This is a genomic window from Pseudoalteromonas sp. Ps84H-4 (assembly GCF_024124645.1).
In the GTDB taxonomy this organism is placed as follows: Bacteria; Pseudomonadota; Gammaproteobacteria; order Enterobacterales; family Alteromonadaceae; genus Pseudoalteromonas; species Pseudoalteromonas lipolytica_C.
Window position 1 is genome coordinate 146,402 of the sequence record NZ_JAMXSK010000006.1, and the last position, 19,886, is coordinate 166,287.

The following is a 19,886-nucleotide window of genomic DNA, read 5'->3' on the forward strand; positions in this document are numbered from 1 at the left end:
GAGTTAATATGCAATATCTACAAGATGTACTTAACCAAGTAAAGGAAGCAAATGCAAACGAACCTGAGTTTTTCCAAGCTGTAGAAGAGGTATTTCACTCGCTAGAACAGGTTGTGCAAGACGGGTCCGATTTTCAAAAACAGGCAATATTAGAGCGATTAGTTGAACCTGAAAGGCAAATTATTTTTCGAGTACCTTGGCATGATGATAAGGGCAACCTTAGAGTAAACCGTGGGTATCGAGTCGAATTTAGTTCATCACTTGGCCCCTACAAAGGCGGTTTGCGATTTCATCCAAGCGTGAATCTGAGTGTCATTAAGTTCTTAGGTTTTGAGCAAGTTCTTAAAAATGCACTAACAGGGTTACCTTTAGGTGGAGCGAAGGGTGGCTCAGACTTTGATCCTAAAGGTAAAAGCGACAATGAGATCATGCGCTTTTGTCAGTCATTTATGACTGAGCTTTACCGTCACATTGGCGAAAATACAGATGTACCAGCCGGTGATATCGGGGTTGCTGGTCGGGAGATTGGTTACTTATTTGGCCAGTACAAACGAATCACCAATCAGTTTCAAGGTGTGTTGACAGGCAAACCTGAAATAATGGCGGGATCTGCTTTGCGAACAGAAGCGACTGGCTACGGAGTAGCGTATTTTTTAAGTGCTATGCTTGATGCCAAAAATGACTCATTACGTGGTAAACGTTGTTTAGTATCAGGCGCTGGTAATGTGGCGCTCTATTTAATGGAAAAACTAGCGCAGCATGACGCGGTTGTGCTTACCTGTAGTGATTCGCAAGGCACCCTATACTGCAAAGATGGATTAGATGTTGAGTTAGTCAAACACCTAAAACAAGAAAAAGGTGCGAAGCTTCGTGATTATTTAAATGAACACCCAGATGCTGAATTTACCCCTGTAAATCAGTACCCGAGTGATGCCCATCAAGTGTGGCAATATGAGGCTGATATTGCTTTACCATGTGCAACACAGAACGAAATAACTCAAAAGGATGCAAAAGCACTTGTTTCAAACGGCTGTATGACCGTGTGTGAGGGCGCTAACATGCCAACGACTGCAGACGCACTTGCTGTCTTTAAAGAGCATGATGTTTACCTAGGGCCGAGTAAGGCTGCAAACGCTGGTGGAGTTGCGACCAGCCAATTTGAAATGGCTCAGAATGCCAGTATGCAGAAATGGCGCCCACAGCAGGTCGATGAAAAACTTCAACAAGTTATGAAAGAAATTTTTGATCGAGTATCATCAACTGCAAAACAATACGACCATGAAGGTGATTTATTGTTAGGGGCTAATGTTTCAGGGTTTGAACGTGTTTCACAGGCTATGATCAAACAAGGCGCTGTTTGATATCACACACTGCTAGCGCAAACCTTAAAATAGCTAACCATAACTCCACCAAATAGTTGATTGGGCGTTAGAGCTCAATAGTACTGCAAATAAGTTAAATTGAATTAAACGAGTTAAAGCTCAGCATGGCTGAGCTTTAATACTGAATGCTTACGAAAATGCGTTTTCTTTAAGAAGCTCTTGCATTTGCTCGCGCATTTTAAATTTCTGCAATTTACCAGTTACAGTCATAGGGTATTCTTCAACGAAGCGAATGTGCTTTGGTACTTTAAAATAGGCCAGCTTATCTTGTAGGAAATCACGTATAGCATTTTCATCAAGCACTGCGTCATCTTTAGGTTGGATCCACGCACAAACTTCTTCTCCATACTTTTCATCACTTATACCAAAAATAGCGGCATCTTGAATACCCGGGTAACTATAAAGCACTTCTTCTATTTCGCGAGGGTATATATTCTCACCGCCACGGATGATCATATCTTTAATACGACCAACAATAGCAACAAAGCCTTCTTCATCCATTACACCTAAATCACCGGAGTGTAACCAACCTTCGTTATCTATGGTGGCATTGGTTTTCTCTTCATCATTCCAATAACATCGCATAATGCCTGCACCACGGCTGCAAACTTCACCAGGAACACCGATTTGTTGAATATCCCCAACTTCATTAATAATTTTAACTTCTGTATGTGCTAGTGCACGCCCTACAGTCGTCACTTGCTTTTCAAGAGGTGAGTCAGTTTCAGTTACATTGTTGATAGGGCTACACTCAGTTTGACCATAGCCTATTACTACTTCTTGCATATGCATTAATGAGTGAACTTTACGCATCACTTGTTCTGGACATGTCGAACCGGCCATGACGCCTGTTCGTAAGCTTGAAAGGTCATAACTGCTAAACTCTTTTAGTTCAAGTTCAGCGATAAACATGGTAGGAACACCATGTAAACCCGTGCAGCGCTCTTTTTCTACTACCTCTAGTGTTGTTTTAGGGTCAAAAGAATCTCCTGGGAAAACAGCTGTAGCCCCTTTACTTATACAAACCAAGTTGCCTAGTACCATACCAAAGCAATGGTACAAGGGCACGGGGATACACAACTTATCTTGATGAGTAAGCTTCATCGCTTCGGCCATTAAAAAGCCATTATTTAGAATGTTCTTATGGGATAAAGTGGCTCCCTTGGGGTTACCCGTGGTACCTGAAGTAAATTGAATATTGATATCCTGATCGCAATGCAAAGTGGCAGCGATAGCATCAAGCTCAAGTTTATGGGCTTCTGTAGGGCGTTCCATTACATCAGTAAAGCTATACATACCAGGAGATTTTTTGTCGCCAATTCGAATAATATTTTTTAAATGCGGTAATTTTTTTAGGTTTAATCCATCTGCAGGTAAATGGCTTAATTCAGGTGCAAGTTCATTAAGCATTTCAATATAGTTACTAGACTTAAATTGACTTGCAGTTATCAACGTTGAACATTCAACACTATTTAACGCGTACTCTAATTCACTCGGACGGTAAGCGGGGTTAATACAGACCATAATGGCACCAATTTTCGCTGTTGCGAATTGGGTTAGACACCACTCAATATTATTTGGTGACCAAATACCAACTCTGTCTCCAGGTTTAACCCCTAATGATAATAACCCCATTGCTAATTGGTTAATTTGTTGTTGGTATTCTTTGTAGGTAAGACGAATATGTTGATGATGAACCACAATAGCAGGGTGGTCAGGGTAATTGTCGACAATATTATCAAGATACTGACCAATAGTCTGTTCGATTAAGGGTACATCGGTGCAACCTTTAAAATAGCTTTTCGAAAGTGGAAGATTATTGTTTGGTGTGTTCTTTGTCTGCATTGTTTTCTCCGTGTCCGGCTAGTTAGTTGTCATGGACTTGATGCAATGCGTAATGAGGTAATCAAAAACTTGATTCTCAAAACGTGCGTTCGTATCTAACTAAACACAGATTGTCGACAAAGAAAAGTTTTTTAAGACTAATGTATATGTTGGTTTTTTATGAGTAATACTTAATGGGCAATAAAAAACGTGCCGTAGCACGTTTTATTGGAAGTTATTGTTCGTCTTGTTTGTAGGTTTTGCGCATAAGGTAAACGTAGGCGCTAATAAAAGCATTTTCTTGAAATTTCTTTAACCCAGTATCTTCGAAATCAATAGGAATTGGATTACGTTTAAGTTGCTCTTTAATTGTCGTTGCACTAAAAATTTGTACATCTAACTCGTCAATAAGCTGAATAGCAGTTTCCATTTTAAACCCTTTAGCACTGCCAGCAAATTTCCCTTTTGGTTGACGCTCTTTAATTGCAACAGAGTCAATTTGGTAATCTTGCATCAACTTCCTAAAATCAAACTGAAACTTACGCATTACTTCAGTGTCATTGCCATCACCTAAAGTGAAGCGTGTTTGTCTGACATCACGGATATCAAATACGTCATTGTCTTTGGTTAAAATACACAGTAGTACATCACTACCCGTAATTTCTACACCGCATGTTCTCATGGTCATTCTCTAAATAACTTAATTTGCGCAATTATAGCAAGTAACGTCATGAAAAACAGTTGCTTTAAAAATGAATTTTTATAGCAATTGCGCTGTGGTCACTGACACTGATGTCTTCAGTTGATTGTGTAGGGGTTAAATGCGCTGCATAGCTTTCATATTCCAGCAGTTTAACCTTAGACATCTGGCAGTCAGGATTAAAGTGAGCAGAGGCCAATATATAATCAAGTACATTCCCTTTACCATGAAAGTAATGACTAAACGGTTTTTCTTGTTGCTGATGAAATGATGCACTGAACTCATAGCTATCTGTTAACCCAACAACGGGTTCATTGTGCTCAATGCAAGGTTCACAGCGGGTAGGGTGAAAGCCTTGTGTCATAAACGAAAGGGTTGGGCTGGTAAGTGAATCATTAAAATCCCCCATTACTAGCGTGGCGCATTGCTTTTCTCGTTGAGTTTTTAAGGCATCATAGTAAACAATCGATGCCTCTAGTGAACGAGATATCTGTGATTGCATAGCCCCAACTGTTTGGTGTAGTAGTTGTAAAAGTGGATCTTCAAGATTATGAATATTTAATATATGTGCCATAGACTGCACACGTTGTGATTTAAAATGCACAACATAACAGCATACATCGCCAAACTCAGGGAATGAAAACAAGCATTTTATTGGAGTACGGTTAAATTTAAATTCATTTTGATTATTTAAGTACTCAAGCATCTCTGGGCATGGGCTTAATGCTTCAGCTTTTTTAAATGGAAACTTACTGGCGATTGCAACAATTGGGTTAAATAAAACTTGTGGGTATAGGGCATCTTGAGAAGGAGAATCCACAGTTTTAAAATAGTCGTAGCCCGCTTCTTTGCACTGTACCTCTAAAGCATGAGCACTAAACACTTCTTGAAAAGCAACAACATCGGCGTTTGTAGTTGATAAAAAGTCAGCGACAAATTGTTGTTTTTGTTGCCATTGAGTATTGTTGTAACGCTCGTGTAACTGATAAAAAGAATAGGGCGGCGCAGTATAATTTAGCAAGTTTAACGTAGCAAACTTGAGCGTATGCATGTGTGGCATTATGGTAACCTTCGAAGTACAGACCTCCTAATTATGAAATGAGTTAAGTAATTGTCAATTTGCTCGCATAACTACTTGTATTTAAGTGCTTGAGCAGCGACAATGGCCGCTTGTATTTGCGAAGACTCAGTAAATGCATGCTTAATTAGCAATGCTTATTCGTAAAAGCGTTGCAGAGTTATTCAATTTTTTTAAAAAATACTACATGTGATGCATTGTAGGCATCACCACTGTATAAGGATTTATAATGCCAGTTATTACCCTCCCTGACGGCAGTCAGCGTAGTTTTGAAAACCCAGTAAGTACTTATGATGTTGCAAGCGATATCGGTCCAGGTTTAGCTAAAGCAACCATCGCTGGACGTGTTAATGGCACACGTGTAGATGCATGTGACTTAATTACTGAAGATGCGCGTTTAGAAATTATCACAGCAAAAGATGAAGACGGCTTAGAGATTATTCGTCACTCTTGTGCGCACCTTATTGGTCATGCAGTTAAGCAACTTTTCCCTGAAGCGAAAATGGCTATCGGTCCAACCATTGATAACGGTTTTTACTACGATATCGATATGGATCATTCTTTAAGCCAAGATGATTTAGATGCAATTGAAAAGCGTATGCTTGAACTTGCTAAAACAAACTACGATGTGGTTAAAAAGACCGTAAGCTGGCAAGAAGCGCGTGATACATTTGAAGCACGCGGTGAAACTTACAAGATGGAAATCCTAGACGAGAACATTGCAAAAGATGACCGTCCTGGTTTATACCATCACGAAGAATACATCGACATGTGTCGTGGTCCACACGTACCAAACATGAAGTTCTGCCAACATTTCAAAATTATGAAAGTGGCAGGTGCATATTGGCGCGGTGATTCAGAAAACAAAATGCTGCAACGTATTTACGGCACAGCATGGGCGGATAAAAAGCAACTTAAAGCATATTTAAAACGCTTAGAAGAAGCTGAAAAGCGTGACCACCGACGTATTGGTAAAGCACTTGACTTATGGCACTGGCAAGAAGAAGCGCCAGGTATGGTGTTTTGGCATAACGATGGCTGGAGCATTTACCGTGAGCTAGAAGACTTTGTTCGTGAAAAACTACGTGAGTACGATTACGAAGAAGTAAAAGGCCCATTGATGATGGACCGTGGTTTATGGGAAAAATCAGGCCACTGGGATAAATACGCAGATGCAATGTTCACAACTGAATCTGAAAAGCGTGAATATGCAATTAAACCAATGAACTGCCCAGGTCACGTTCAAATCTTTAATCAAGGTTTAAAATCGTACCGTGATCTACCATTACGTATGGCTGAGTTTGGTTGTTGTCATCGTAATGAACCATCAGGCGCTTTACACGGTTTAATGCGTGTACGTGGCTTTACCCAAGATGATGCACATATCTTCTGTACAGAAGAGCAAATCATGGATGAAGTATCATCATGTATCAAAATGGTTTACGATACATACGAGACGTTTGGTTTTGAGAAGATTGTTGTAAAACTATCAACTCGTCCAGAAAAACGTATTGGTGAAGACGCAATGTGGGATAAAGCTGAGTTAGCGTTAGCCGATGCATTAAAAGCGAACAACATTGAATTTGATTACCTACCAGGTGAAGGCGCATTCTATGGCCCTAAAATCGAATTCACGCTTTATGATTGCTTAGACCGCGCTTGGCAATGTGGTACTGTACAGCTAGACTTTGCATTACCAGGCCGTTTAGGTGCGACTTATGTTGCAGAAAACAACGAACGTCGTACACCAGTGATGATTCACCGTGCTATATTAGGCTCGATTGAGCGTTTTATCGGCATTCTAACTGAAGAATACGCTGGATTGTTCCCAACATGGCTTGCACCAAAGCAAGTTGTGATTATGAACATCACCGATAAACAAGCTGATTATGTGCAAGAAATTGTACAAAAATTAAATAAACTTGGAATTAGAGCCGCTGCTGACTTGAGAAATGAGAAGATTGGCTTTAAAATCCGTGAACATACGTTAAAACGTATTCCATATTTACTTGTTGTTGGCGATAAAGAAGTTGAACAACAAGAAGTGGCAGTACGCACTCGCACAGGTGAAGACCTAGGCAAATTTAGTGTTGATGATTTCATTGCAAAAGTAAGCGAAGAAATTAAAAATCGACAATAAATCATGAGCGTGTAGGGCAAAACAAACAGCCAACTACACGCTTTTTATTTTATATTCTTGGAGGATCGTACCATTAGAGGCGGCAAGAAAGGGCAACAAACAGCTCAAAAAAATCGTATCAACGAAGATATTACAGCTAAAGAAGTTCGTTTAATTGGCATCGACGGCGAGCAAGCTGGCATCGTGTCATTAAAAGAGGCGCAAGCTATCGCTGATGATGCGGGTGTAGATCTTGTAGAAATCAGTCCTAATGCTGAGCCACCTGTTTGTAAGGTTATGGACTACGGTAAGTTCATCTTTGAAAAAAGCAAAGAACTAAAAGAACAAAAGAAAAAGCAAAAGCAGATCCAGGTTAAAGAAATCAAGTTCCGTCCAGGTACGGATGAAGGTGACTACCAGGTTAAGCTTCGCAACTTGCGTAAGTTCTTAGAAGCGGGTGACAAAGCTAAAATCACCATCCGTTTCCGTGGTCGTGAAATGGCTCACCAAGAAATTGGTATTGAATTATTAAACCGTGTTAAAGCCGATTTAGAAGATGTTTCACAAGTTGAATCATTCCCTAATCGTGTTGAAGGTCGTCAAATGGTTATGATGATGGCCCCTATTGCTAAAAAGCAATAAACAGGTTATATTACGCACCGATTTTATTTCAGGTCTGCAAGTAACAGTTTACTGTTCACCTGAAATAACCGGTTTAAAGTAAGGTTGCAAAGCAATAGCAATGAACCTTCACCGGATTATGGCAGTAAGTTAGGCCTTATAAAGTAGAGCTATTTTATATATCTCTCGCCTGCTTGCTAATGTTTTAAGCAATACATTTGGAGTTATTGCAATGGCTTATAAGCTAAAAACTCACAGAGGCGCGGCTAAGCGTTTCAAGAAAACTGCTTCAGGCGGTTTCAAGCGTAAACAAGCGCATCTTCGTCACATTCTGACTAAGAAAACTTCTAAGCGTAAATTACACTTACGTCCTAAGATGATGGTTCATAAGAATGACCATGGTCTAGTTTCACGTATGTTACCATTCGCTTAATAGGAGTCTTCAGAAATGGCAAGAGTTAAACGCGGTGTTATCGCACGTGCACGTCACAAAAAAGTTTTAAAACAAGCTAAAGGTTACTACGGAGCACGTTCACGTGTTTACCGCGTAGCTTTCCAGGCAGTTACTAAAGCGGGTCAATACGCTTACCGTGACCGTCGTGCTAAGAAACGTACTTTCCGTCAACTTTGGATTGCACGTATCAATGCAGCAGCTCGTCAAAACGGTCTTTCATACAGCCGTTTTATCAATGGTCTTAAAAAGACATCTGTAGAAATCGATCGTAAGATCCTTGCAGATATCGCTGTTTACGACCAAGTTGCATTCGCAGCGCTTGTTGCAAAAGCAAAAGAAGGCCTAGCGGCTTAATTTCGCTTTTAATACAGTTTAAAAAGGAGCCTAGTGCTCCTTTTTTTGATCCTGAAAATCACTCATTACTTCATTATAGATGCTAGCTAGCATGTCATTTGCTCCATTTTTTTGTTGAATCACCGCAGTTTACGCAATCCATAATAATTAGTTGGTATAATTTCAGGTATTAGAATAAGTTCTGCACTTGAGAGTGATATGTTTGCGAGTTTAGTGTTTTTATCTGCTGTAGTAACGTTAGACAGCCACTTACCCCCATTAATGCCATGGCACGGAAACAGTGTGTCATTACTACAAGAAAAAGGGCCATTAACGACAGAGTTCGAGTTAAGTGATGGTACTTTGTCTCCTAATTATGATGAGACAATGGCATTTGTTGACCGTTTAGTTGCTGCTAACCCAACTCAATTTAAATTAAAGACTATCGCTACTAGTAGTGCAGGTCGTGCAGTGAAAATGTTAGTCGCAAATGAGCAGGGGTTATTTGATGCAGAGCAGCTAGTTGCAGACACTAAACCTACGATTTTTATTCAAGCGGGCATTCATAGTGGCGAGATTGACGGCAAAGATGCCATGTTTATGCTGCTACGCGATATTGCCACGGGTAAACGTCGCGATATCTTGAGCAAAGTTAATATTCTGTTTATACCGATTTTAAACGTAGACGGTCACGAGCGTAGTAGTCAATTTAACCGTATTAATCAGCGTGGCCCAGTAGAAATGGGTTTTAGAACAAACGGTCTAAATTTAAACTTGAATCGTGATTACACAAAGCTTGATACCCCAGAAGTTCGTGGTGTGATGAAGGTGATCAATCAGTTTAAGCCAGATTTATACGTTGATGTTCATGTAACCGATGGTGCTGATTATCAATACGATGTCACGTATGGCTATAACCCTGTATTTTCAAGTGAATCACCAAGTGTATCTGAGGCATTAGATAATCTGTTTAAGCCTGTAATAGATGCGAAGCTTGAAAAGGCAGGGCACATACCAGGACCTCTTGTGTTTGTGATGGATAAGCGCGAATTTAAGAAAGGGCTAGCTGGCTGGGTTGCCACACCACGCTTTTCAAACGGCTGGGGTGACTTGCGTTCATTACCTACTATTTTAGTTGAGAACCATTCATTAAAGCCCTATAAGCAGCGTGTGTTAGGTACTTATGTTTTCATTGATGGTGCAATTGATGCCTTAGCTGCAAACGATAAAGCACTAAATGAGGCGGTTAGAAAAGAGCTTGATTTCAAACCAACGCAATTAGTTGTTGAACGTGGATATGCAAAACAACCAGACACTATTGAATTTAAAGGAATTGCGTACAGTCGTTCAGAAAGTGCACTTTCTGGTCAATCTGAGGTCAAGTATTTAGGTCAGCCTAAAGACTATGACGCGTTACCTATTTTTTGGCAAAAAGAAGTTAAAAAGACTGTTAATGTGCCAAGCGCGTTTTACATTCCACCTGCGTACAGTCACATTATTGAAAAGTTAAAGTTGCATGGTATTAAGGTTGATAAAGTTACTGAAAACGTATCTGTGCCGTTAACTCAAGCAATTGTGAAAGATTACAGCTTTGCCAAAGCGCCTTTTGAGGGACGTTTTAGGGTTGATGCCAGCTTTGATTATACCAAAGTAGACAGCCTAAATATGTTAGGTTGGTATAAAGTATCGACTGAGCAACCATATTCTGAACTTGCTATTCACTTACTGCACCCAGAAGCGCCAGATTCATTCTTTTCTTGGGGAGACTTCAATACTATTTTTCAGCGGACTGAGTATGTTGAAAATTATGCATTGATGCCTTACGCAAGACAGATGCTTAAAGAAAAGCCTGCCTTGGCGTTAGAGTTTGACCAAAAAATACGTGAGGACAAGCAGTTTGCAAATGACCCACAAGCGCGCCTAGATTGGCTTTATGAGCGTACGCCATTTTATGATCAAGCTTATTTAAAATACCCAATTCTTATGAGCTTTGAGCAATCTGAACAAGGACAGTAATATGAAAGTAGTGACAGTTCCGGTGACTGGTTTTGCACAAAATTGTCGTATTATAATTTGCACCGAGAGTAATCAAGCTGCATTAATTGATCCCGGCGGTGATAAAGAAAAACTTATCACTGAGCTGACGAAATTAAAATGTAAACTGGTTGCGGTATATCTTACTCATGGGCATTTAGACCATGTTGGCGCCGCTAAAGAACTAGCAGAGCATTATGATGTTGAAATTATCGGCCCGCATATTGATGATCAATTTTGGTTTGATGCACTTCCTATGCAAGCACAAATGTTCGGTTTTGATGCTATCGAACCATTTTATCCTACTAAGTGGTTATGCCACGGCGATACGATAGAGGTGGGTCAACTATCGCTTTCTGTTCGCCACTGCCCAGGACATACACCAGGCCATGTTGTGTTTTACCATGAACAGTCACAGCAGGTAGTTGTCGGCGACGTAATTTTTCAAGGTTCAATTGGACGTACTGACTTCCCTAAGGGTAATAGCAGTCAGTTAATTGAATCTATTCAGTCACAAATACTTACGCTGACTGATGATGTTGTTATCTTAGCGGGGCATGGTCCAAACACTACGGTAGGCCATGAGCGAACAACAAACCCTTTTATCAGTGGTAAGTATGGCTAAAATTGCAATTTCATTGCATAAGTAGTAGAAAATAAGCAGACTGTTTTTTAAATCAGTTATATAATTTAACCCATAATCTTAAAGAAAAAGAAATAAAATGTCTCTTAACCAAGTAGATCGCCAAATTTTGGCATTATTACAGCAAGATGCTAGCTTATCAACGGCAGAGATTGCCGATAAAGTTGGTTTGTCTCAATCGCCATGTTGGCGTCGTATTGCTAAGCTTGAGCAAGATGGCTACATCAAAGGTAAAGTTGCTTTGCTTGATGAGAAAAAGCTTGGCTTTGATATGTTAGTCTATGCCCATGTTCGTTTATCAAATCACGGCAGAACAAATTTAGCTGAGTTTGAACGATTAATTATGAGCTACGACGAAGTCACTGAGTGTTACAGTATGGCTGGTACAATGGACTTTATGCTTCGTATTATCTCTAAAGGTATTGAAGGCTATGAGCAATTTGTTCGCGATAACCTGTTAAACCTAGAGTTTGTACAAGAAGTTCATTCTAATGTCACTATGACGTGTGTTAAACGTAGTACGTCTTTACCACTTTAGTTTTTATTTACTACGATTGATAACAGTTAAAAACGGTTAGTACTTAACAGTACTGACCGTTTTGTTGTTAATAATTGTTAACTTTTCTGCTTTTTGCTAGAATTGCGCGCCTTGCCGAAACGTATTCACTACAAAGAGGAACTTAATGTTTAACTTACTCAGCAAAGCGCCAAGCTCTGCTAAAAATGATATTTTATCTGGCTTGACGGTCGCACTGGCATTGGTGCCTGAAGCTGTTGCATTCGCTTTTGTTGCTAATGTAGAGCCTTTAGTCGGTTTGTATGCTGCCTTTATTGTTGGTTTGATCACCGCTATTTTTGGTGGCCGTCCAGGTATGATTTCTGGTGCTACCGGCGCATTAGCCGTTGTAATGGTAAGTTTAGTATTAGATCACGGAGTAGAATATTTATTTGCGACCGTGCTTTTAATGGGCATTCTGCAGGTCTTAGCGGGTGTCTTTAAACTTGGTAAATTTATTCGCATGGTTCCGCATCCCGTTATGCTCGGCTTTGTTAATGGTCTAGCTATTGTTATTTTCTTAGCACAATTAGGTCAGTTCAAAGTACCTGATGGCATGGGAGGGCAGCAGTGGATGGAAGGTCAAGCCTTGTATATTATGCTTGGCTTAGTGGCACTTACAATGGCAATTATCCATTTTTTACCTAAACTGACTACGGCTGTGCCTTCTTCATTAGTTGCAATTGTCACAGTTACAGCATTGGTAATTGGTTTTGACTTAGAAGCGCGTACCGTTCTTGATTTCTTAAAAGGTATGACGGGTAATGAGCAAGCAACTATTGCCGGTGGTTTACCACAATTTCACATCCCTATGGTGCCATTTAACCTAGAAACATTAAAAATTATTTTCCCTTATGCGCTTGTTCTTGCGGCAATTGGTTTAATCGAGTCATTACTAACATTAACCTTAATTGACGAAATAACAGAAACACGTGGTCACAGTAACAAAGAGTGCATCGGTCAAGGTGCTGCGAATATTACCTGCGGTTTCTTTGGAGCGATGGGCGGTTGTGCGATGATCGGTCAGTCAATGATTAATATTAACTCTGGTGGTCGTTCACGTTTATCTGGTATCAGTGCTGCATTATTGCTGCTAGCGTTTATTATTTTCGCTGCAAGTCTAATTGAAATGATCCCACTGGCTGCACTTGTCGGTGTTATGTTTATGGTTGTTCTTGGTACGTTTGAATGGGCAAGCTTTAAGATGATGAAGCGTGTGCCTAAGTCTGATGCCTTTGTGATTGTTCTTGTATCGGGTGTAACGGTAGTTACTGACCTTGCTATTGCGGTATGTGTTGGTGTTATTGTATCGGCACTGGTATTTGCTTGGCAGCATGCAAAACATATTTACACAAACAATTATATTGATGAGCAAGGCTCAAAAGTATACGAACTTCATGGTCCATTATTCTTTGGTTCAGTGAAAAACTTCGCTGAGTTATTTGATGTTAAAAATGACCCTGAAGATGTGATCATCGAATTTAAGCATAGCCGAGTAGCAGATCACAGTGCGATTGAGGCAATTGATAACTTAGCAGATAAATATGCTAAAACGGGCAAGAAATTGCACTTACGCCACTTGAGTCCTGATTGTATCCAACTTCTACATAATGCGCGTGATTTAGTTGAAGTAAACGTGATTGAGGATCCGCATTATAAGGTAGCTTCTGATAAGTTAGCTTAAATAGACAATGTTTAAAAAGCGAAGGCGGCTGTCGTCTTCGCTTTTTTTATACCTGAATTATGCGTTAAGGCTATAAAAAATTAAGATAGGCGGCAGTGCTTTGTATAACTGTCTATCGGTATAATAACTATAAGTTTGTAAGGTAACTTGATATTTTGAATTGGCAATCATTAGTTGATAATCGACAACGTTTTTTCTGGGTTTTGCAAATTGCAGGCTGGATAGGGTATGCGTTAGTTAATTACATCGGCTCTAAAGTATTTGAAATGCGTGATATTTACGTGTTTGTTATTGTATTAAATGCTTATGCTGGTTGTTTAATGACAGTGCCTTTACGCTACATGTATCGCAAAGTGTGGAATGCTTCGCCTTGGGTACTCATGTTAGTGGTATTTGGTGCCTCTTATTTAACGGGCACACTTTGGGCTGTAGTACAAAAATTTAATTTATGGGAGATATACCGCCATGGTTATCGCCCAAATGAGTGGTTTTATTACTTTCAGCAAGGTTTAGATTCAGTTTATATTATCCTTTGTTGGAGTGGATTATATTTTGGTATTAAGTATTACCAGTTATTGCAAAGTGAACGTCAAAAGGCTTTAAAAGCGACAACAATGGCTCACGAAGCACAACTTAAGATGCTACGCTATCAGCTTAATCCGCACTTTTTATTTAATACGCTTAATGCAATCTCTACACTTATTTTGGTTAAAGAGAATAAAGATGCTAATTTAATGGTGTCTAAATTAAGTGATTTCTTGCGTTATACACTCAATACAGATCCAATTAAAAAAGTTCCATTAGAGCAAGAAATTCATGCATTAATGCTGTACTTAGAAATTGAAAAAGTACGCTTTGATGAGCGTTTACAAATTAACGTTGATGTAAGCGAACAAGCAAAAAAAGCCTTAGTACCAAGTTTAATTCTCCAGCCGTTGATAGAAAATGCCATTAAGTATGCGATAGCACAACTCAACGAGGGCGGGGTCATTGATATTAAGGCACAAGTTTTTGCAAATGAATTATTATTGGAAGTAGGCGATAATGGTCCTGGCACTGAGCTTAAAAATGGTCAGCTTGTTAATTCTCAAGGGGTTGGTATAGCTAACACTCAGGATCGATTAAAAACACTTTATGAGAACAACTACTCGTTTGTTCTCTCTGACAATACGCCAAGTGGATTAAAAGTAAATCTGCGCGTTCCGTTTGAAAAGGCTGTTAAGAAATGAGCAAAATTAGAACTTTGATCGTTGATGATGAACCGCTTGCAAGGAAAGGCTTAGCCGTTCGACTTTCTGAATTTGAAGACATAGAAGTAATTCGTTTATGTAGCAATGGTCAAGAAGCAATAGATGAGTGCTTATCAGGGAATATAGAACTGGTATTCTTAGATATTCAAATGCCAAATATGAATGGTTTTGAAGTGGCCCGCGCTTTAAGCGAAAGTGTTAATCCATTGCCTGCCATTGTGTTTGTAACTGCGTTTGATCAGTTTGCGGTAAAAGCATTCGAGATTCATGCATTGGATTATATTCTTAAACCAGTCGATGACAACAGACTAAAACAGGCGGTAGAAAAAGTGCATACTTATTTAAAAACACAACAAGATAACGCCCATAAGAAGAAACTAGCAAGCTTTGTGGCTGGTATTACTGGCAACAATTGTGAAGAGATTTTGAAAAAGCTTGCGACAGGCGATAGCCTTGCAGATCGTCGTTATCCTGAATCACTGGCAGTAAAAGAGCAGGGCGAAATTGTTCGTGTTCCTGTTGTTACAATTCAATGGGTTGATGCTGCAGGTGACTATATGTGTTTACATTGCCAAGATGGCCAAACTCATATCTTACGTAAAACCATGAAAGAGCTAGAGCAAGAGTTAGATCCGCAACTGTTTGTTCGTGTTCACCGCAGTGCCATTGTTAACACCAAACAAATTAGTAAGCTCGTCACTCAGGTGAGTGGGGAGTACTTGTTAGTTCTCGATAATGGACAAGAGTTAAAAGTTAGCCGCAGCTATCGTGACAAAGTAAAAGCTGCACTAGCAAGTTAATAAGCTTTCATAATCAGTTAAAGAAAAAAAAGGCGCAATCAATGCGCCTTTTTTTAATCAGTGATTGCAACAGTTTAAACTGTCACAATCTTCATTGTATTGGTAGCACCAATAGTTTCCATCGCATCACCGTGCGTTAAAATCACAGTATCTCCGGTGCTTAAAGAACCAAGTTCTACTAATGTATTGAGTGCTTCGCGAACCATATTTTCATCTTCACACTTAGTTGAATCAAAAAACACAGGGTAAACACCGCGATACAATGCAGTTTGACCTAAAGTGCTAGCGTGACGTGATAATGAGTAAATTGGTAAGCCAGAGCTAATGCGCGACATTAACTTAGCTGTGCTACCTGATTCAGTCAGTGTCACAATCGCTTTTACAGAATCAAGGTGGTTGGCTGCATACATAGCAGACAGTGCAATTGATTCAGCATTAGATGAAAAGCGGCTGTCTAAACGGTGCTTAGAAACGTGAGTTTCTTTTTGAGACTCAGCACCTAAACATACGCGGGCCATAGTAGCAACGGTTTCTTCAGGGTAGTCACCAGCTGCTGTTTCAGCAGATAACATTACTGCATCAGTGCCATCTAGAACTGCATTTGCAACGTCCATAACCTCAGCGCGTGTTGGCATCGGGTTATCAATCATTGATTCCATCATTTGCGTTGCTGTTACCACAGTACGGTTTAGTGAACGTGCGCGGCTAATAATTAGCTTTTGTTTACCAACGAGGGCAGCATCACCAATCTCAACACCAAGGTCGCCACGAGCAACCATAACAGCATCAGAAGCAAGTACGATATCATCAACTGCTTCAACTGTTTCTACAGCTTCTGCACGTTCGATTTTGGCAAGAAGCTGCGCGTTAGAACCAGCAGCTTCTGCTAATGAGCGAACATAGCGCATGTCATCGCCACTACGTGGGAATGATACTGCAATATAATCAACACCAATTTCTGTGGCTGTGATTAAATCTTCTTTGTCTTTATCTGTAAATGCCGGAGCCGTAAGACCACCACCTAAGCGGTTGATACCTTTATTGTTAGAAAGTACACCACCCACAGTGACTGTGGTGTGAACTAAATGACCATCTACGCTATCAACAGTCAGTTGGATAAGGCCATCATTTAATAACAGTAAGTCACCTGATTTAACATCGTTTGGTAACTCTTTATAATCGATACCTACAGCATTTACATCGCCTTGGCCTTTTTCCATTTTTGCATCTAAGGTAAATTTAGCGCCAACTGCTAAGTTTACTTTACCGTCTTTAAACGTAGATACGCGGATTTTTGGACCTTGTAAATCAGCAAGAATTGCAATGTGCTTGCCTAAACGCTTTGCAATATCGCGAACTGCTTGTGCGCGGTCTTTGTGATCTTGTGCTACGCCGTGTGAGAAGTTCAAACGAACCACATTTGCACCTGCACGAATGATTTTTTCTAAGTTGTTATCGCGATCGGTTGCCGGCCCAAGTGTCGCAACAATTTTAGTGCGTCTTAGCATCAAATTCTCCTGTGCGCTTAAAAATATTAAGCGAATTGATGGTTATCTATTAAAATGTTGTGCTTATTTAATAGCATATAAATGAATCAAATTAAGCTTAATGCAGAATTCATAAGTAAAAAATCATTGTTTTTACGTATGAGTATCTGGCTCTTAGTATTAAATACAGAGTTTACAAAGCATTAATGACGCTATTATGACACCGGTGTCAGGTAGCGTCAATACACATACCTTTTTAAAGGGTATTATAAAAATCTGGTCCGATGCCCTTATTAATTTGATATACTAACCCCAGCTTGCTGCGTGCCTTTTATAGATTTATAGCAAGTTAGCTCGGAAGCTCGCATTTTTGGGCTGCTTGGGTATAATGCGCGCGTATTTATTTTGATTAACTAACCAATAGTTGTTACCGAGGAGGACACTAAATGCAAGTTGCATTAGTAGGGTTAGGCGTTATGGGTAAAAATCTTGCCCTCAACCTGATTGAAAAAGGGCTGACATTAGTAGCTTATGATAAAAACCCAGATGCGGGTGCCGAGTTACTAAGCTGTGCGAAAGCACTAGGTTTGGCAGACCGTTTACATATTGTGTCTGATTTAAATGATATGGTTAGACGCTTAGAGCCGCCTCGTTCGATTCTACTTTTAGTTCCTGCTGGTGAATTGGTTGATAAAGTATGTACAGAGCTTGCAGAAGCAGGCGTTGACTGTGATGACATTATCGTAGATTGCGGCAATAGTAACTATAAAGACGGCATAAGCCGTAAACTTAAATATCAAAACAAATTTGAATTTGCCACTATGGGTATTTCTGGCGGTGCCGAAGGTGCTCGTCACGGCCCAGCTATGATGGCAAGTGGTTCAGAAGGCGGCTGGGAGCGTGTTGAGCCGTGGTTTGAAAAAGTAGCTGCAAGCTATAAAGGTGAGTCATGCTTTGCCCGTGTTGGCCAATCTGCAAGTGGTCACTTTGTGAAAATGGTTCATAACGGTATCGAATATGCGTTAATGCAATTAATTGCAGAAATGTATCAACTATTACGTTTAGGTACTAATCGTTCACCAAAAGAAGTGGCTGACATTTTCAATGAATGGTCTGAAGGCACATTAAATAGCTACTTACTGTCAATCTCAAGCCATATCTTGAGCCTCGAAACAACAGAAGGTGAACCGCTAGTTGATTTAATCGACAACAAGGTTGGCGCTAAAGGCACTGGTTTATGGACTGCGCAAAATGCGCTAGAGCTTGGTATTGCTGTACCATCATTAGTGGCAGCTGTTCAAGCACGTCACTTAACAAATACTTGTGATACGCATGCTGCTAAAGAAATGACTTACGCTGCTAAAGCAACTGACACAGTTGATTTAGACTTAGCTGAGCTAAAAGATGCATTCACTCTGGCAAGTTTACTTGCTTATCGTCAAGGTTTAGCACTTATCAAAGGTGCATCACGCGCTCATCAGTGGAAAGTTGATCTTTCTAAAACGCTACAAACATGGCGCGCAGGCTGTATTATCCGTGCTGATTACTTAGACAACGTTGCTGAAGGTGTAGAATTTATTGATTCTATGCAGCGTGAGTCAGCAGCTTTACGTAAAGTGACAGGTGCAGCGGTTGCTTCTGGTCTTGCTTTCCCTGTATTAACAGCAACGCAAACTTACATTGCGACGTTAACAACACCAAGCAATGGTCACCTTGTGCAAGCACAACGAGATTACTTTGGTGAACATGGTATTAAAACCCACAGCGGTGAAATATGCCATTTAACTGACTTAGTTGAGATTGACGAAAAAGTTCGTTAATCATCAAAAAACGAAAAAAGGCACCAATTGGTGCCTTTTTTTAACGGCTTAACTCGCCGCGAAGGTTATCTTGCATCAAGTGTCGAATTGTTTCTACTTCAAGTTTTTGACTAAATAAGTAGTGCAACTTGGTCAAACAGGCTTCTAATGTCATATCATAGCCGCTAATAACACCGCAATTAAGCAAAGCATTCCCTGTGGCATAGCCGCCCATATTCACTTGGCCTTTTAAACATTGCGTTAAATTAACAATCACCATACCGCGCTTACTTGCATCATTCAGAATATCTATAAATGCAGAGTCTTGTGGCGCATTACCCACACCAAAACTCAAGAGTACCAAGGCCTTTATATTGTCGTTTACTAAACTTTTTACCACTTCAGGGCTGATACCCGGATATAAGTAAAGTACACCAATAGGCTGTGGTGTAATATTGGAAACTTGCAGTGCATTATCAACGTAAGGACTTAGCTGGCCTTTGATAAGTTGAATATTAATTCCTGACAATGCTAAAGGTTCAAGATTCGGAGAGGCAAATGCATCAAAGCCATCAGCATGGGCTTTTGTTGCACGGTTACCACGGAATAATTGGTTATTAAAGAATAGGCTTACTTCTGCAATTGGGTAATTAGCTGCTAAATACATTGCATTGAGTAAGTTGACTTGGCCATCAGAACGAAGCTGCGAAAGCGGAATTTGCGAGCCTGTGACAATTACAGGTTTTGTCAGGTTCTCAAACATAAATGACAGGGCAGAAGCGGTATAAGCCATAGTATCTGTACCGTGCAGAACCACAAAGCCATCATAGTCTTGGTATTTACTCTTAATATCGTCAGCAATTAGTTGCCAGTGGGCAGGTGACATATCTGAAGAATCAATCAGTGGACAATATTCGTGAATATCAAACAAAGGCATTTCGTCACGATTAAATTCTGCATTATTGACCACAGTTTCGGTTAAAAAACCTTCAGCCGGTACATAGCCTCGGCTCGATTTTTTCATCCCGATGGTACCACCTGTGTAGGCGATATATATACGTTTACGTTTCATAAAAAAGGCCCAGTTAAATAACTGGGCCTAGTATACCTAAAATTGAATTG

At 40.0% G+C, this 19,886-nt stretch carries 17 protein-coding genes; 12 read left to right on the forward strand and 5 right to left on the reverse strand.

Annotation, left to right across the window (positions count from 1 at the left end; genetic code table 11):
* Window positions 1-8 precede the first annotated feature (8 nt).
* Window positions 9-1,361, forward strand: a complete 1,353-nt coding sequence (gene gdhA / locus NH454_RS08100; protein ID WP_235382174.1) for an NADP-specific glutamate dehydrogenase — start codon at window positions 9-11, stop codon at window positions 1,359-1,361.
* A gap of 150 nt (window positions 1,362-1,511) precedes the next feature.
* On the opposite strand, the gene NH454_RS08105 is transcribed toward gdhA, so the two are convergent.
* From NH454_RS08105 to NH454_RS08115, 3 genes are all read right to left on the reverse strand, one after another.
* A complete protein-coding gene (locus tag NH454_RS08105) occupies window positions 1,512-3,227 on the reverse strand; it encodes an AMP-binding protein (protein WP_235382173.1) in 1,716 nt (571 codons plus the stop codon).
* Window positions 3,228-3,441: 214 nt separating this feature from the next.
* Window positions 3,442-3,888 (reverse strand): DUF3010 family protein, encoded by a 447-nt coding sequence (locus tag NH454_RS08110; protein ID WP_135924387.1) that lies wholly within the window; start codon window positions 3,886-3,888, stop codon window positions 3,442-3,444.
* A 64-nt stretch (window positions 3,889-3,952) separates the two neighbouring features.
* Complete coding sequence (locus tag NH454_RS08115; protein WP_235382172.1) at window positions 3,953-4,966, reverse strand: endonuclease/exonuclease/phosphatase family protein; 1,014 nt, start codon at window positions 4,964-4,966, stop codon at window positions 3,953-3,955.
* A 247-nt stretch (window positions 4,967-5,213) separates the two neighbouring features.
* Here NH454_RS08115 and thrS point away from each other — a divergent pair, with 247 nt between their 5' ends.
* The 10 genes from thrS to NH454_RS08165 all read left to right on the forward strand — a co-directional run bounded on the left by thrS (window position 5,214) and on the right by NH454_RS08165 (window position 15,478).
* Window positions 5,214-7,124 (forward strand): threonine--tRNA ligase, encoded by a 1,911-nt coding sequence (gene thrS, locus NH454_RS08120; protein WP_135924389.1) that lies wholly within the window; start codon window positions 5,214-5,216, stop codon window positions 7,122-7,124.
* Window positions 7,125-7,181: 57 nt separating this feature from the next.
* The gene (gene infC / locus NH454_RS08125; RefSeq protein WP_082389338.1) at window positions 7,182-7,745 is read left to right on the forward strand and encodes a translation initiation factor IF-3; all 564 of its coding nucleotides are present in this window, start codon (window positions 7,182-7,184) and stop codon (window positions 7,743-7,745) included.
* 211 nt (window positions 7,746-7,956) lie between these two features.
* Window positions 7,957-8,157, forward strand: a complete 201-nt coding sequence (rpmI, locus tag NH454_RS08130; protein WP_054554888.1) for a 50S ribosomal protein L35 — start codon at window positions 7,957-7,959, stop codon at window positions 8,155-8,157.
* Between the two features lie 15 nt (window positions 8,158-8,172).
* Window positions 8,173-8,532 (forward strand): 50S ribosomal protein L20, encoded by a 360-nt coding sequence (gene rplT, locus NH454_RS08135; RefSeq protein WP_036968189.1) that lies wholly within the window; start codon window positions 8,173-8,175, stop codon window positions 8,530-8,532.
* A gap of 198 nt (window positions 8,533-8,730) precedes the next feature.
* Window positions 8,731-10,527 carry a M14 family metallopeptidase gene (locus NH454_RS08140; protein ID WP_235382171.1) on the forward strand — a complete coding sequence of 599 codons (1,797 nt, stop codon included), beginning with the start codon at window positions 8,731-8,733 and terminating at the stop codon, window positions 10,525-10,527.
* 1 nt (window position 10,528) lies between these two features.
* On the forward strand, window positions 10,529-11,170 hold the full coding sequence (locus NH454_RS08145; RefSeq protein ID WP_235382170.1) for an MBL fold metallo-hydrolase: 642 nt from the start codon (window positions 10,529-10,531) through the stop codon (window positions 11,168-11,170).
* A 97-nt stretch (window positions 11,171-11,267) separates the two neighbouring features.
* Entirely contained in the window at window positions 11,268-11,726 is a 459-nt protein-coding gene (locus NH454_RS08150) for an Lrp/AsnC family transcriptional regulator (protein ID WP_036968198.1), read from the forward strand.
* Between the two features lie 145 nt (window positions 11,727-11,871).
* Entirely contained in the window at window positions 11,872-13,428 is a 1,557-nt protein-coding gene (locus NH454_RS08155) for a SulP family inorganic anion transporter (RefSeq protein WP_235382169.1), read from the forward strand.
* 155 nt (window positions 13,429-13,583) lie between these two features.
* Window positions 13,584-14,657 carry a histidine kinase gene (locus NH454_RS08160; RefSeq protein ID WP_135924393.1) on the forward strand — a complete coding sequence of 358 codons (1,074 nt, stop codon included), beginning with the start codon at window positions 13,584-13,586 and terminating at the stop codon, window positions 14,655-14,657.
* Window positions 14,654-15,478 (forward strand): LytTR family DNA-binding domain-containing protein, encoded by an 825-nt coding sequence (locus tag NH454_RS08165; protein ID WP_135924394.1) that lies wholly within the window; start codon window positions 14,654-14,656, stop codon window positions 15,476-15,478. The genes NH454_RS08160 and NH454_RS08165 overlap by 4 nt, the downstream gene beginning before the upstream one ends.
* 74 nt (window positions 15,479-15,552) lie before the next feature.
* Here NH454_RS08165 and pyk read toward each other — a convergent pair whose 3' ends face one another.
* Window positions 15,553-16,986 (reverse strand): pyruvate kinase, encoded by a 1,434-nt coding sequence (gene pyk / locus NH454_RS08170; protein ID WP_135924395.1) that lies wholly within the window; start codon window positions 16,984-16,986, stop codon window positions 15,553-15,555.
* Between the two features lie 425 nt (window positions 16,987-17,411).
* Between pyk and gndA the strand changes: the two genes are divergently transcribed.
* Complete coding sequence (gene gndA, locus NH454_RS08175; protein WP_054553937.1) at window positions 17,412-18,785, forward strand: NADP-dependent phosphogluconate dehydrogenase; 1,374 nt, start codon at window positions 17,412-17,414, stop codon at window positions 18,783-18,785.
* Window positions 18,786-18,825: 40 nt separating this feature from the next.
* On the opposite strand, the gene ansA is transcribed toward gndA, so the two are convergent.
* A complete protein-coding gene (gene ansA / locus NH454_RS08180) occupies window positions 18,826-19,836 on the reverse strand; it encodes an asparaginase (RefSeq protein ID WP_135924396.1) in 1,011 nt (336 codons plus the stop codon).
* Between the last annotated feature and the right edge of the window lie 50 nt (window positions 19,837-19,886).